This window comes from Mycobacterium sp. 1274761.0 (assembly GCF_001668615.1).
Lineage (GTDB): Bacteria > Actinomycetota > Actinomycetes > Mycobacteriales > Mycobacteriaceae > Mycobacterium.
The window spans coordinates 82,970-96,785 of record NZ_LZMC01000102.1 but is presented as its reverse complement, the minus strand read 5'-3'; the positions used below and the strand labels follow the sequence as shown (position 1 = coordinate 96,785).

General features: G+C 65.3%; 13 protein-coding genes. 4 read left to right on the top strand and 9 right to left on the bottom strand.

What is annotated here, in order from left to right:
* Positions 1 to 9 precede the first annotated feature (9 nt).
* Together A5651_RS21025 and A5651_RS21020 are read right to left on the bottom strand one after the other, a co-directional pair.
* The gene (locus tag A5651_RS21025) at positions 10 to 2,235 is read right to left on the bottom strand and encodes an acyl-CoA dehydrogenase (RefSeq protein ID WP_066985464.1); all 2,226 of its coding nucleotides are present in this window, start codon (positions 2,233 to 2,235) and stop codon (positions 10 to 12) included.
* A 6-nt stretch (positions 2,236 to 2,241) separates the two neighbouring features.
* Positions 2,242 to 3,108, bottom strand: coding sequence for an amidohydrolase family protein (locus tag A5651_RS21020; RefSeq protein ID WP_066985550.1), 867 nt, complete (start codon positions 3,106 to 3,108; stop codon positions 2,242 to 2,244).
* A gap of 222 nt (positions 3,109 to 3,330) precedes the next feature.
* Here A5651_RS21020 and A5651_RS21015 point away from each other — a divergent pair, with 222 nt between their 5' ends.
* Complete coding sequence (locus A5651_RS21015) at positions 3,331 to 3,909, top strand: TetR family transcriptional regulator (RefSeq protein ID WP_066985461.1); 579 nt, start codon at positions 3,331 to 3,333, stop codon at positions 3,907 to 3,909.
* Here A5651_RS21015 and A5651_RS21010 read toward each other — a convergent pair.
* Entirely contained in the window at positions 3,894 to 6,800 is a 2,907-nt protein-coding gene (locus A5651_RS21010) for an RND family transporter (RefSeq protein ID WP_066985459.1), read from the bottom strand. The two genes, A5651_RS21015 and A5651_RS21010, sit on opposite strands and share 16 nt — an antisense overlap.
* Positions 6,797 to 7,240 (bottom strand): MmpS family protein, encoded by a 444-nt coding sequence (locus A5651_RS21005; protein WP_066985457.1) that lies wholly within the window; start codon positions 7,238 to 7,240, stop codon positions 6,797 to 6,799. The genes A5651_RS21010 and A5651_RS21005 overlap by 4 nt, the downstream gene beginning before the upstream one ends.
* A gap of 213 nt (positions 7,241 to 7,453) precedes the next feature.
* Between A5651_RS21005 and A5651_RS21000 the strand changes: the two genes are divergently transcribed.
* Entirely contained in the window at positions 7,454 to 8,047 is a 594-nt protein-coding gene (locus A5651_RS21000) for a TetR/AcrR family transcriptional regulator (protein ID WP_066985455.1), read from the top strand.
* Between the two features lie 44 nt (positions 8,048 to 8,091).
* Positions 8,092 to 9,531 carry a phospholipase D-like domain-containing protein gene (locus A5651_RS20995; protein ID WP_066985452.1) on the top strand — a complete coding sequence of 480 codons (1,440 nt, stop codon included), beginning with the start codon at positions 8,092 to 8,094 and terminating at the stop codon, positions 9,529 to 9,531.
* A gap of 11 nt (positions 9,532 to 9,542) precedes the next feature.
* On the opposite strand, the gene A5651_RS20990 is transcribed toward A5651_RS20995, so the two are convergent.
* Genes A5651_RS20990 through A5651_RS20975 form a run of 4 tightly spaced genes read right to left on the bottom strand, consistent with a single transcriptional unit; the run spans position 9,543 to position 11,753 of the window.
* Positions 9,543 to 9,833 carry a putative quinol monooxygenase gene (locus A5651_RS20990; protein ID WP_066985449.1) on the bottom strand — a complete coding sequence of 97 codons (291 nt, stop codon included), beginning with the start codon at positions 9,831 to 9,833 and terminating at the stop codon, positions 9,543 to 9,545.
* 6 nt (positions 9,834 to 9,839) lie between these two features.
* The gene (locus A5651_RS20985; protein WP_066985446.1) at positions 9,840 to 10,769 is read right to left on the bottom strand and encodes an NAD(P)-dependent oxidoreductase; all 930 of its coding nucleotides are present in this window, start codon (positions 10,767 to 10,769) and stop codon (positions 9,840 to 9,842) included.
* Positions 10,766 to 11,290, bottom strand: a complete 525-nt coding sequence (locus tag A5651_RS20980) for a nuclear transport factor 2 family protein (RefSeq protein WP_066985442.1) — start codon at positions 11,288 to 11,290, stop codon at positions 10,766 to 10,768. Before A5651_RS20980 ends, A5651_RS20985 begins: the two co-directional genes overlap by 4 nt.
* A gap of 10 nt (positions 11,291 to 11,300) precedes the next feature.
* Positions 11,301 to 11,753, bottom strand: coding sequence for a VOC family protein (locus A5651_RS20975; RefSeq protein WP_066985439.1), 453 nt, complete (start codon positions 11,751 to 11,753; stop codon positions 11,301 to 11,303).
* Between the two features lie 200 nt (positions 11,754 to 11,953).
* Between A5651_RS20975 and A5651_RS20970 the strand changes: the two genes are divergently transcribed.
* Entirely contained in the window at positions 11,954 to 13,261 is a 1,308-nt protein-coding gene (locus A5651_RS20970) for a hydroxyacid-oxoacid transhydrogenase (RefSeq protein WP_066985436.1), read from the top strand.
* A 39-nt stretch (positions 13,262 to 13,300) separates the two neighbouring features.
* On the opposite strand, the gene A5651_RS20965 is transcribed toward A5651_RS20970, so the two are convergent.
* Positions 13,301 to 13,789: a universal stress protein gene (locus A5651_RS20965; protein ID WP_066985433.1), complete on the bottom strand. Its 489-nt coding sequence runs from the start codon at positions 13,787 to 13,789 to the stop codon at positions 13,301 to 13,303.
* Positions 13,790 to 13,816: the final 27 nt, after the last annotated feature.

The window sequence follows — 13,816 nt, the reverse complement described above, 5'->3', positions numbered from 1 at the left end:
ACGTCCTCTCTAGTTGCGCGGCAGACCGAGGATCATCGACGCGATGATCGTCAGCTGTATTTCGGCGGTGCCGCCGCCGATGAGTTCGGATGGCATGTCGAAGTACGGCCGGACGACGGCGGGATCGGATTCTTCGAGCATCGCGATGCCGCCCGTGAGGCCGAGCGTCGCCGTCGATGCGCGGCGCAGCAGCATCACCATCGCATACTTGGCGATGCTCGAGGTCGGGCCTGCCGCCTGACCCTCTGCCAGCCGCAGTGTTTCGCGCAGCACCATCGCCTTGATGGCGGCGGTGTACGCCTCGACGTCGCCGAGCGCCCGTAGCGCCGCGTCCTGATCGGGGCTGTCGATGCCGGCGATGTACCGAAGCGCGCCCGACCGGTCGATGTTGACGTAGTTGCCGATCGCGGTCCGTTCGACGGCCATGGTGGCCACCGCCAAATCCCAACCGTCACCGGGGCTTCCGACCATCATGTCGTCCGGGACGAAGACGTCGGCCAAGAACACCTCGTTGAAGTCGAGGTGTCCGCTGGCCTGCTTGATCGGCTCGACAGTGATTCCCGGCGACGCCATGTCGACGAGGAAGTAGCTGATCCCGCGGTGCTTGGACGCGTCCGGGTCGGTGCGCGCCAGCAGGGCACCGAACTGTGCACGGTCGGCCTGCGAGGTCCAGATCTTATGGCCGTTGATCACCCAGCCGCCGTCGACCTTGCGGGCGCGCGTGCTCAGCGCCGCCAAATCCGAGCCCGCGGCCGGTTCGCTGAACAGCTGGCACCAGCGTTGGGTACCGCGCAGGATCGGCCACGCGAACCGCTCGCGCTGCTGATCGGAGCCGCTGGTCAGGATCGTCGGCAGGATCCACTCGGCAATGCCGAGCGACGGCTTGATCACGTCTGGCCGCTTGTCGAATTCCTCGTTGATGATCACCTGCTGCACCGCAGTGGCGCCGAGCCCCCACGGGGGCGGCAGATGCGGTGCCACCAGACCCGCCTCGGCCAGCATGTCGCGCTGGGCGCCGGTGGCAAGACCGGGAGCGCGCGCATCGTCGGAGGGCTGGGCGTTGGTCAGGGCGCCTGCCTTGTCGAGGGTCACCGAGACCGACGCCCGGAACTCGGATTCGATGTCGCCCAGGTTCAGCGCCGTGGACCGTTTCACGGTACGGGCCAGCTGCCCGACGTCGCGGTTCCACCGCGTTGTGGGGCCCAGTGAGGCGGCCAGGCTGATGGCGCGCCGCCAGTACAGGTGGGCGTCATGCTCCCACGTGTAGCCGATGGCACCGAACATCAGCAGTGCATCGAGTACCAGATCGGGGCCGACCGCGACGGCCATGAGCGCGGCTGAGCCTGCGGCGAACCGGTGTTGTTCGACGGGTTCGTAGTAGGCCCGCACCGCATCCCACGCCGCGGCCGCCGCGAGTTCGGCGTTCACCCGCAGCACCGCCGCCTTGTGTTGCAGCGCCTGGAATGCGCCGACGGGACGGCCGAACTGTTCGCGGGTGCGGATGTATTCCGTTGCGGCGTCGGCACATCGGCGCACCGTGCCTGCCGAGGCGCACGCAGTCAGCGCTGCCACCGTGCACCGGGCGCGGTAGGTGCAGACGCCGGTCAGCTCCGCGCTCGGGTCGACGGCGTAGTCGGACAGGGTCAGCGTGCCGACATCGGTGCTCAGGTCGGTGCCGCGCTGCTGGGCGATCGATAAGCCGGCCTCGTCGGCGCCGGATGTCTCCAGCGCGAACCACATGTCGGTGCCGTCGGTGTGTGCGGCCAGCAGAACGTGTTGTGCGGCACAGAGTCCGAGCGTGGACGCGGATGATCCGCTGAGCCGCCAGCCGTCGGCGTGGCGGTGGGCGCGAACATCGGAGTGTTCCGGCAGCACAACCGCGGCGGTGGCGCCGCCGGCCAGGGCGGCGGTCAGCGCTGCACCGGACTCGTCGGCGAGCGCCGCCACGGCACTGGCGATCACGGTGCTCAGCAGGGGGCCCGGCAGCAACGCCGCCGCTGCTGCTTCGATGACGCAGCCCAGGTCGGCAACCGTGCCGCCCTGGCCGCCCACCGCCTCTGCGAGGTGCACCGCGTGAAAACCGCTGGCCGTGAGGTCGTTCCACCAGGACGGCACCTCGCCCGCTGCGAGGGAGTCGAACGACGCCCTCATCTTCTCGATGGGCGCGTGCCGCGACGCGAAGCGGCTGACGGCGTCGGCGAGGTGTTCCTGCTCGGTGGTGATCGCCAGGACCATGAAGCGTCAGGCCTCCAGACCGAGGATCCGGGCCGCGTTGCCGTACAGGAACTTCGGCCACACCTCGTCCTTCAGCGGGACGTTGGGCAACTCGCTGAAGATGCGTTCGAGCGACAGCCCCATCGGGAAGTAACCGGCATAGAGCACCTTGTCGGCGCCGCGCGAGTTGGCGTAGTCGATGATCGCCTTTGGGTAGTACTTCGGGGCGAAGGCCGAGGTGGAGTAGTACAGGTTCGGCCACTTCAGCATCAGCTTGACCGCGAGGTCCTCCCACGGTTCGCATCCGTGGCGGGTGACGAACACCAGATCGGGGAAGTCGAACATCACGACGTCGATCCGCGAAACCTCCTGCGGCCGGAAGGGAATTCGCGGCCCGGGCACGCCGGCACAGACGAAGATGGGGATTCCCAGCTCCACGCAGGTGGCGTAGATCGGGTACATCTTCGGGTCGTCGATCGGTACCTGGGGGAAGGTGCCTGCGGGAAAGACCGACGTCGCGCGGATGCCGTACTGCTCGTATTCGCGGCGAATAGCGTTCACGGAACCCATCACGTCGTTGGGGTCGGCGATCGCGCCGGAGGGGATGAAGCGGTCCGGAAACGTTTTGAGCGCCAATTCCGCTGATGGCTCGCCGACGCCGATCATGGCCTTCTCGATGCCGAACCGGTCCATCTGCTGCAGCACCAGCGATACCGGATCGTCGGTGGGCAGGCCCGCGGGCACGTCCTTGAACATGTACTCGACGGGGAACTCGAACTTCTCCTTGGACTCAAGGTCCTTGGTCTGGCGACGGATGAAGTCGTACTGGGCAGAGCCCTCGTGCGGAAAGCCGATCATGGTGTCGATCACCGGCAGCCCGACGGGTCCGGCCATGGCTTCCTCCGATCGTCGGATGATGCGGGACGCGATCGTCACCGCCGCCATTATTGAAACACCGTTCTACCTATGTCAAGATGGCAGCAGTTCGGCTAGCTGGGATAACGCTAGCAAGCTGGGCTGAGCGCTAACAGCGTAGAAGAACCCAGTTCTCGAGGGGAGGCCGTCGTTACCAGAGCCGACGTCCCCACGTACTCCGACAGCGTCGCGATGGCGGATATGACCAGCGGCCAACTGGCGCGCCGGGCCAAGATCATCGAGGCGGTGATCGGCTTGATCGCCGAGGTCGGCGCGGACGCGGTGCAGATGCGCGACGTGGCGCACCGTTCAGGAGTCGCGCTGGCGACCCTCTACCGCTACTTCAGCTCGAAGGAGCGTCTGCTGGCCGCTGCCCTGGAGGACTGGCAGAAACGACTGACCCGACGCGTCCTTGCGGCGGGTGGCCCGGCCGACGAGGGACCGCTGCCCGGCATCCTCGACTACCTGCGGCGTGCTCAGCGCGCCTTCCACCGCAATCCGCAGATGACCACGCTGATGCTGTCTGCGATGACCTCCACCGATCCCGAGGCGAAAGCGGCAATCGACCGCATGGGCCGCACCAACGTCGAAATGTTCGACCGCTTGCTCGAAGGCATTGATCCCGAACGCATTCCGGACGTCAGCTTCGGCCTCAACGCCGCGCTCACCAGCGCTCTGACCGCTGTGCTGACCGGGGCGCTGAGTTTGGATGAATCGCTGATGCGGGTCGAGTGGGTCGCGCGGGCGCTGATCGGGGCAGCAACTCAGCGAGCGGTCTGAGCAGACAGTTCCGGTGCGGTGGTCTGTTGCGACGGCCACGGAGACGGGATGGGTCGCTCGCGCACCCGCATCGGCCACCAGAACCACTTGCCCATCAGCGCTGCGATCGAAGGTGTCATGAACGATCGGATGACCAGTGTGTCGAACAGCAGGCCGAGGCCGATCGTGGTGCCCACCTGCCCGATCACCGTGAGCTCGCTGACCGCCATCGAGATCATCGTGAACGCGAACACCAGGCCCGCCGAGGTCACCACCGAGCCGGTGCCGCCCATCGCGCGAATGATCCCGGTGCGCAGGCCGGCGTGGATCTCCTCCTTGAAGCGGGACACCAGCAACAGGTTGTAGTCCGCGCCGACGGCCAACAGGATGATGACCGACATCGCCAGCACCATCCAGTGCAGTTCGGTGCCGATCAGGTGCTGCCAGATCAGCACCGAAAGCCCGAACGATGCACCGAGCGACAGCACCACCGTGCCGACGATCACCGCAGAGGCCACGATGCTGCGCGTGATGATCAGCATGATGATGAAGATCAGGGCCAGCGCGGCGACCGCGGCGATCAGTAGGTCATAGGTGTTGCCGTCGGATAGGTCCTTGAATGTCGCCGCCGTGCCACCGAGGTAAATCGTTGATCCCTCCAATGGGGTGCCCTTGATCGCCTCCTTGGCCGCCTTCTTGATCGCGTTGATGCGCGCGATGCCTTCGGGGGAGAGGGGGTCTCCGTCGTGGCTGATGATGAACCGGACGGCGTGACCGTCGGGCGACAGGAACTGCTTCATGCCGCGCTTGAAGTCAGGGTTGTCGAAGACTTCCGGGGGAAGATAGAACGAGTCGTCGTTCATCGAGGCGTCGAAGGCGTCGCCCATGGCCGACGAATTCTCTTGTTGCGCAGCCATTTGATCCTGCATGCCCTTTTGTGAGGCATACATCGTCAGCATCATGCCCTTCATCGACCTCATCGTCTCGATCATCTCGGGCATCATCGCCACCATCTGCGGCATGAGGGAATCCAGCCGTTCCATCTCTGGAATCAGATGCTGGATGTCGTCGGTCATCACGTCGACGCCGTCGAGCGCATCGAAGATGGACCGCAGCGACTGGCATAGCGGGATGTTGTAGCAGTGCGGTTCCCAGTACAGGTAATTGCGGATCGGCCGGAAGAAATCATCGAAATCGGCTATGTTGTCCCGCAATTCGGCCACATCGGCGGTCATGTCCTTCATCTTGACCACCATGTTGTGTGTGGTGTCGGCCATCTCCTGGGTGAGGTTCGACATTCGCGTCATGGTGTCGATGGTCTTCTGCATCTCGTCGGCCTGCACGAGCATGTCGGCCATCCGGTCCTGCATGTACTTCTGGTTCAGCTGCTGGGTGGTGCCCTGCATGCTGATCTGGAACGGGATCGACGTGTGCTGAATCGGCTTACCGTCGGGGCGGGTGATGGCCTGCACCCGGGAGATGCCTTCGACGCGGAAGATCGCCTTGGCGATCTTGTCGATCACCAGAAAGTCGGCGGAGTTGCGGAGATCGTGGTCGCTTTCAACCATCAGCAGTTCCGGGTTCATCCGCGCCTGCGAGAAGTGCCGGTCGGCGGCGGCGTAGCCCTCGTTGGCCGGCAGATCCGTTGGCAGGTAACTGCGGTCGTTGTAGTTGGTCTTGTAGCCGGGCAAGGTCAGCAAGCCGATCAAGGACAGCGCGATGGTCGCCACCAGGATCGCGCCGGGCCAGCGCACGACGACCGCGCCGACCTTGCGCCAGCCACTGGTGCGCAACGCGCGCTTGGGTTCCAGCGTCTTCCCGAACCGGCTGAGCACCGAGATCAGGGCGGGCCCGAGCGTCAGGGCGGCGAACACGGTCACGACCATGCCGATCGCCAGCGGCACGCCCAGGGTCTGGAAGTACGGCAGCCGAGTGAAATGGAGGCAGAAGGTGGCGCCTGCGATGGTCAGCCCGGAGCCGAGCACGACATGGGCGGTGCCCTCGAACATCGTGTAGTAGGCCTGTTCTCGGTCCTCACCCATCGAACGGGCTTCCTGATATCGGCCGATCAGGAAGATGGCGTAGTCGGTGGCGGCGGCGATAGCCAGGGTCACCAAGAGGTTGGTGGCGAACGTCGACAGGCCGATGATGTCGTGATAGCCGAGAAACGCGACCACCCCGCGGGAGGCGGCCAGTTCGAAGACCACCATCGCCAGGACGATCACGACCGTGACCATCGAGCGGTAGACGAGAAGCAACATGATGATGATGACCGAGAAGGTCACCGCCTCGATCAGCTGCATGCTGCGGTCGCCTGCGATGTGCTGATCGGCCGCCAGCGCCGCGGGACCGGTCACAAACACCTTGAGGCCGGGCGGCTTGTCCATGCTCTCGACGATGTGCTGCACCGCCTCAACCGACTCGTTGGCCAGCGCCTCACCCTGGTTGCCGGCCAGCTTGGCCTGGACGTAGGCGGCCTTCCCGTCGTTGCTCTGGGCACCGGGCGCGGTCAGCGGGTCGCCCCAGAAGTCCTGCACCGACTGCACATGCTTGTCATCGGCTTCAAGCCGCTTGACCATCTCGTCGTAGAAGGCGTGCGCGTCATCGCGCAGCGGCTCCTGACCCTCGAGCATGATCATCGCCGAGCTGTCGGAGTCGCCCTCCTTGAACAGCTCGCCGACCTTCTTCATCGAGATCATCGACGGCGCGTCGTTCGGGCTCATCGACACCGCGCGCATCTGGCCGACGGTTTCGAGCTGGGGGACAACGACGTTGACGACGGCGATGAGGGCGATCCAGCCGAGAATGATCGGCACTGCCATGGTGCGGATGATCCGCGGGATCATCGGTCGCGCAGCGTGTCTGGCGGGCGGGAACGCGTCGGTGGGCGCGTCGGTCGTCGGTGTGCTCATGCGGACTTCACAAAGCAGAAGGTCTGTGCGTTCAAGCCGCTGGACGTCCTTTCGTCTTTGACCTCGTCATCGACCGTGATCCTGCACGTGATCGAGGAACCGTCGCCCTGGGCGACGATGTTCGGCGCGGCCGACGGATCCGTCGTCTGCAATGTCAGCGACCACGGAAGGGGGACGCCGTCGACGCGCTGCGGTTTCGCGTCGAGGTCGAGATAGTTCACGTCGGCGTATGTCCCCGTGCCGAAGATCTCGTACTTAACCACCTTCGGGTCGAACGGTTCGGGGTCGTCCGCGAAGTTGCGCGGGGTGACCGTGACGCCCTCGGCCCCGAAGAATGTCCGCGTCCGGTAGACGACCATGCCGGCGATGGCGACAACGATGACGATCAACAGCGGCAACCACGTCTTCTTGATGAGGGACAGTGGCGAGTTCGCGCTCATCACACCTGTCCTTTCGCCGCCACCTGAATCAACGGAAACTTATCCGGTCGGCTAAGTAAGAACAAGCCGTATGGCTGATATCACTTAGCCAAGCGGTGTGTTATATCGGCCACATGGCTGGTTTTCGGGCGATCCGTCGACGGCGCGCGTTTAGGATCGGAAGCCACGAAAAGGGGGTACGGTCAGCGCCACCGCGGCAAGAAGGGACGGCCAATGACGAGGTTGGCGTCGAAGTTGGCATCGAAGTTGGAAGCGCCTCGCGGGCCGGTTCGCGACCGGGTCCTGAGCGCGGCCCTCGAACTGTTCGCCGAGCACGGTGTCAGCGGCACGTCCCTACAGATGATCGCCGACCGAGTCGGCGTGGCCAAGGCGTCGGTGTACTACCAGTTTCACACCAAGGAAGACATCGTCTCAGCGCTGATGAACCCAGTGTTCGACGACATCGCCCGGCTGGTCAAGATCGCCGAGGCGGTGGGTTCCGTCGCGGCCCGGCGGGATGTAGCGGTCAGCGGTCTTGTGGAACTGGCTGTGCGCAATCGCGATCTGACGGCGGTGTTCTTCGGCGATCCCGCCGTCGACGAGCTGATCCGCGCGCGCAACGAATTCGCCGCGGCCATCGACGGTCTGGATGCTCTGCTGACCGGTCCGGCGCCCGACGACGAGACGAGGGTGGCCACATCGATCATCACCGCCGGCATTTACGGCACCGCGATCAATCCGCACTTGGCCGACGTGCCCGACGAAGAACTTCACCGGCTGCTGCTGGAAACCACTCAGCGGCTGATGGTCGCGCTGTGGCCTGGGTAGCCGCTCGATCCGTCGCGCCCCGAAATGGGTACTAACAAGCCAGTATGGGTGACGACCGATTGCTGAGTCCCGGCCAGACGTGCTGGCGGACGGCGCACGCCGACCAGTTCGCCTGCATCATCGATGCCGCCGACTACTTCAAGCACGTCAAGTCGGCCATGCTGAGGGCCCGTCATCGGATCATGCTGATCGGCTGGGATCTCGACGCCAGGATGACGTTCGAGCGACGGGGCAAGACCTTGGCCGGGCCGAACCAGCTGGGCGCCTTTCTGTATTGGATGTTGTGGAAGCGGCCGACGCTCGAGGTTTACCTGCTGAAGTCCAACCTGCGGCTGCTGCCCGCCCTCGACGGGATTTGGTACGGCGTCACCCCCGTCGCACTGGTGAACCAGATCAGCAGCAAGCGAATGCACTTCGCCATCGACGGCGCACGCCCCACCGGCGCCGTGCACCACCAGAAGATCGCCGTCATCGACGACTCCGTGGCGTTCTGCGGCGGACTCGACCTCACCGTCGACCGATGGGACACCCGCGCGCACGAGCACGACAGCCGGGGCCGCAGGACCGTCGGGCGCTCCTACGGCCCGCGTCATGAAGTCGCCACCGCGGTGGACGGTGACGCTGCGTCGGCCCTCGGCGAGATAGCCCGGCAGCGGTGGGGCACAGCGACAACCAAGACGTTGAAACCGGTGGCTGCCAAGCACATAGCGTGGCCGGTCAAACTCGAGCCTACGCTGCGCAATGTCGAGATCGGAATCTCCCGTACCCTGCCCGAGCTCGACGGTCGGGAGGAAGTCCGCGAGGTGGAGGCGCTCAACCTCGCGGCGATCGCGGGCGCACGCCGCACGATCTACCTGGAGAACCAGTACCTGGCGGCGTGGCGCATCGTCGAAGCGCTGGCCGACCGACTCAAGGAGCCCGAGGGACCCGAAATAGTCATCGTCATACCCCGCCGCGGCAACAACCGCCTCGAGCGCGAGACCATGGACGGCGCCCGTCATCGGCTCATCCAACTGCTCTGGGAGGCAGACGATCACGGCCGGCTGGGCGTCTATTACCCGGTGACCGACGGCGGCGACGCGATCTACGTGCATTCGAAGGTGATGGTCATCGACGATCGGCTGCTGAGGATCGGCTCATCCAACCTCAACAACCGCTCGATGGGCTTTGACAGCGAGTGCGATGTGGCCGTCGAGGCGCGCCCAGACGGCGATGACAAGCTGCGCCGCCAAATTACCTACGTCCGAAATGAACTGGTTTCCGAGCACTTGGGCGTGCCGGTCGAGAAGCTCGATGGGCGTGACTCCTTGCACAAGGCCGTGGAAGATCTTCGCGGCGACGGCAAGACGCTCAAACCCTTCAGCAGGAACACGATCGCCGGCGAGGCCAGCCCTCTGGCCGAGCAGGAGCTGATGGATCCCGACCATGTACCACGGTCGCTGAGCCGTAGCTTTCAGCGGTTCTTCGAAGGGCTACGCGGCTGAGGCATGCGCCGTCACGTCAAGGGGTTGACGTACTGCTTGATCTCTGGCATGCCCTCGATGAGGGTGAGGAACTTGGGCACCGACTCGGTGACCCACTCGGTCTGCCCGTGTGATGCGACCGCGTCCTGATCCCGGTAGACCTCGACGACCGAATAGACATCGGCGGCATCGACGCTCTTGGCGAAACCGTAGTAGACGACGCCGGGCTCCGAATTCGATTGCGCGGCTACATAGGTCAGCAGTTTCTGGAAGGCCGACGCATTCTCGGGCGGCACCGTGAAGTGCGCGATGAAGGTGATCATCGTCGCCTAGACCTTCGCCGGTTCACCGATGACGTGGTGGGCCGTGCTGAGTCGGTGCTGCGCCGCTTCGATGGTCCGGCGCACTCCCTCGCGGACGGTGACCTTGGTCGGCCCGAGCAACTCGACCATCTTGGTGGTGTCCGCCCAGATCGGCCATGCCTTGCTGTTTTCGGTGAATACCGGTTCCTTGCCAAGGATCTCGCCGGCCATCCGGCAGTACTCCTGCGTGGTCACCGCCTCGGTTCCCCCGACGTTGACGACCTCCGCGCCGACCTTGGCGATGCCCGCCGCAGTGATGGTCTTCTCGACGTAGTCGTCCTCGTAGAGGGGAGTGTGCACGTTGCGCACCCCGGGATACACGCTCACCGGCTCACCGCGCATGATCTGATCGATTCGTTGCGTGACGCCGCCGCCTCGCGGACCGTAGAAGGAGAAGATCCGCACAATCACCACTGGCAGTTGGTAATCCACGCTCACGTGCTTCAGCAGGAACTCCGCCGCGATCTTGCTTGCCGCGTAGTTTTCCGCTGAGGAATGGAGGCCGTAGGCATCGTCCTCGCGCAGCGGGCGTTCACCCTGATAGGCGTAGAGGGATCCGGTGCTGCCGTGCACGAAGGCCTCGCTGTCGCGGTAACGCCGGGCCAGCCGGCCGGCGGCGGCGGCATTGACCTCGTAGGCGTCCTTGTGCGTGGGGGGTAGCACCGCGTAGTTGACGACGACATCCACCGATTCCGGTAGCGGCGACAGATCGGGGTTGGCGAGGTCGAACAAGATCGGTTGCACACCAGCTTCTTCAAGGCTTCGGCTCTGCTTCGGATCGGAGAACCTGGCGACGGCGAAGACCTCGTTATCCTTGGCCAGTTCGACGGCTACCGGGTGGGCCACCACCCCGCTGGCGCCCGTGACGAGAATGCGCCGTCCCGAGAGTTTGGTCATCTCAACCTCTTTCGGTAATGGTCCATTACGTGTGACGTGCGGCGCGCGAGCTTCGCCGCCGCCATCCGTAGCCGCGTGGAGATGCCTTGGGGGAGCGGGGCGCCGATGTCTTCGCGCAACCTGGTCACGGTGGACGTCTTGATGCGCCACTGCCCGTCGCTCTTGTCGTATGTTTCGTGGTAGTGGCCGTAGCCGTGCAGTGTCACTGCCGGAATCAGGCGCACCACATCGTCGAACGCCCACACCCCGGTCGCCGTCGTCGACGAGGTCAGGGTGATCTCGGGGGCGTAGACCCGGTGCACGGTGGGTTGCGACGCCCGGCCCAAGGTCTGCCGGACATACACCACGAACTCGTCCGCGCCGACCGTCTGCCTGCCGCCCGCGCCAGCGATCACGCTGGTGAAGCCGTCGGCGAAAAGCTCGCGCCATGCGTCCCAATCCTTGGCGTCGAGGTAACGGCAGTACCTCGCCTTGAGTTGCTTGATGGCCTCGATCTCGAGCAGGGCCGCGGCGTCTTCCACCGGTCGACGCTCAGCTGCTGTCGCCCGTTGCCACGGTCTCGGGAACGCTGTCGGCGTCATAGCCGCCCATGAACTCGATGGGTACGCCGCCCATGGTGCAGAAGAACAGGTTTACCCCCGGCACGTCGCCGAAGAGCACGGTGACGTCATCAGCCATGTCCCGGGCCCGGTCCTGCACCGCGTGGTAATCGTCGGCCAGAAACGACAGCGCGGCGAGGCCTTCGGGGGCGACATCGCGTAGATGCTCGGGAACGTCGAGTACCTCGACCAGGCCCGCGTCGCCGCTGCCGAGCATCGTCATCTCCGCGCCGTCCGACGGCGGCCAGCCCAGCGTCGTCTCCAGCACCTCGCCGGGAACATGAAACTGGGTCTGGATCTCCATGCCGACCACATCGGTGAGGAACCGGATGAACACCTCCGCCGAGTGACTGCGCATGACGACGTGGTGGAGTTGATTCGGCAAGTCGACACCTCGTTATATGTCAGACGTCTGGGCGCGTTCTCCCGACACCCGTCATGCTAAGCGACTGCCCAGCACGGGGAGTGGTTTTCACCAGATCCGGGCGGGGACGGCGAAAAGCCCTGCATGCGTATCGATTTGATCATCGGTGCGGCCCGGAATCACGCTGCTATAAGCTCGCGGGTAGGCAACGGGGAGGCTCGATGAGCTGCTGTCACTATCAACCCGCCGGTGATGGACTGGACACGGCGTTCACCGTCGATGCCTCCAGGATCACCTTCGGCCGGGGTTGTCTTAAAGAACTCGGCGACCGGGCCGCGGCGCTCGGCATGACCCGCGTCGCCCTGTTCTCCGACCCCACCGTGGCCCGGCTGGAGGTCTTCGACACGGCGCAGCGTTCGCTGCGGTCGGCGGGCATCGACGTCGTTTCCTACGCCGCGGTGCGGGTGGAGCCCACCGACGAGTCGTTCTCGCGGGCGGCGGAATTCGCGGTTGACGTCAAGCCCGACGGATACGTGTCCGTCGGCGGCGGCTCGGTGATGGATACCGCCAAGGCCGCAAACCTCTATGCCACCCACCCCGCCGACTTCCTGACATACGTCAACGCGCCCATCGGCCAGGGTGCGCGGGTGCCCGGACCGCTTCGCCCCCATATCGCCTGCCCGACGACGTCGGGCACCGGCAGCGAGGTGACGGGTATCGCGATCTTCGACCTGGTGTCGATGTCGGCGAAGACCGGCATCGCCGCACCGGCGCTTCGTCCCACCGAAGCGCTCGTCGACGCCGACGTCACCGACACCCTGCCCGCCCAGGTCGTGGCCTGCTCCGGACTCGATGTGCTTTCGCATGCGTTGGAATCGTTCACCGCACGCCCGTACGTCGCCCGCCCCGCTCCCGAGCGGCCGAGCCAGCGGCCCATGAGCCAGGGCGCCAACCCGTGGAGCGACCTGGGCAGCCGCGAAGCCCTGCGACTGCTCGGCCGGTACCTGGAACGAGCCGTGCGCGACGCGTCTGACCGGGAAGCGCGTGAGCAGACCATGTGGGCGGCCACGCTGGCGGGGATAGCGTTCGGCAACGCCGGAGTGCACATTCCGCATGCGATGTCCTACGCGGTGGCCGGGCAGGTGCGCGGCTACCATGCCGAAGGATATCCCGGATCGGAAGCGATTGTGCCCCATGGCATGTCGGTGATCCTCAACGCTCCATCGGTATTCCGCGTCACCGCCTCTTGCGACCCGCAGCGGCACCTCGACGCCGCCGGCCACCTCGGCGCGGAGGTCGGGGATGCCGGCCCGCAGGAGGCGGGAGAGCTTCTTGCGGCCGACCTCATCCAAATCATGCGCGCGGTGGGCATCCCTAACGGGTTGGCCGCAGTCGGCTACGCCGAGGCGGACTGTACCGCGTTGGCTGACGGCGCGTGGCCACAGCAGCGCCTCCTGCAGAACGCTCCGATCGACACCGACAAAGCGTCGTTGCAGCAGATGTTCGCCGGTGCACTGCGCTATTGGTGAGTGTGGTCCATTGCCAGCGCCGACTCACAGTGAGCCACCTCAGTCGGCCGTGTGCACGATCAATATGTCGATCCGCGCCTTACGGGCGACTTCCGCCGGCACCGACCCGAGCAGTCGTCCGGCGACGGAATCCAGACCCACGTCTCCGACGACGAGCAGATCTGCGTTCACTTCCTTCACAAGCTTCACCAGTGCGGGCACAGGCGCACCCGGAATCGCCCGCTCCTCGATGTCTTGGGCGCCCGCGTTTTTCGCCTTGTCGTGCGCCTCGCGGAGAATGCTGTATACGGGAGCACTGCCGTGCAGCATGTAGCCTTCGGTGCCGAGGACGTCCGCGGCGCGGGGGTCCGAAACGTGGTCATGCGCAGGTGCTCGCGACCAGCTGCCCTTCTCGACGCTTTCGATATGTGCGGTGGCGATGATCAGCTTCGCACTCTCCTGGGCGGCGACCTCACCCGCTCGCTCGACTGCACGCATCGACGACTCAGAGCCGTCGGTCCCGACGACCACGGTGCGATATCCGTTCACGCCGTCTCCTGAACTCTCCGTCACGTC

Coding starts and splice junctions, on each gene's coding strand:
- A5651_RS21020 (WP_066985550.1), bottom strand. CDS start 3,108: ATGGCCGGACCCGTCGGGCTGCCGGTGATCGACACCATGATCGGCTTT.
- A5651_RS21005 (WP_066985457.1), bottom strand. CDS start 7,240: ATGAGCGCGAACTCGCCACTGTCCCTCATCAAGAAGACGTGGTTGCCG.
- A5651_RS20995 (WP_066985452.1), top strand. CDS start 8,092: ATGGGTGACGACCGATTGCTGAGTCCCGGCCAGACGTGCTGGCGGACG.
- A5651_RS20990 (WP_066985449.1), bottom strand. CDS start 9,833: ATGATCACCTTCATCGCGCACTTCACGGTGCCGCCCGAGAATGCGTCG.
- A5651_RS20970 (WP_066985436.1), top strand. CDS start 11,954: ATGAGCTGCTGTCACTATCAACCCGCCGGTGATGGACTGGACACGGCG.
- A5651_RS21025 (WP_066985464.1), bottom strand. CDS start 2,235: ATGGTCCTGGCGATCACCACCGAGCAGGAACACCTCGCCGACGCCGTC.
- A5651_RS20985 (WP_066985446.1), bottom strand. CDS start 10,769: ATGACCAAACTCTCGGGACGGCGCATTCTCGTCACGGGCGCCAGCGGG.
- A5651_RS21010 (WP_066985459.1), bottom strand. CDS start 6,800: ATGAGCACACCGACGACCGACGCGCCCACCGACGCGTTCCCGCCCGCC.
- A5651_RS21015 (WP_066985461.1), top strand. CDS start 3,331: ATGACCAGCGGCCAACTGGCGCGCCGGGCCAAGATCATCGAGGCGGTG.
- A5651_RS21000 (WP_066985455.1), top strand. CDS start 7,454: ATGACGAGGTTGGCGTCGAAGTTGGCATCGAAGTTGGAAGCGCCTCGC.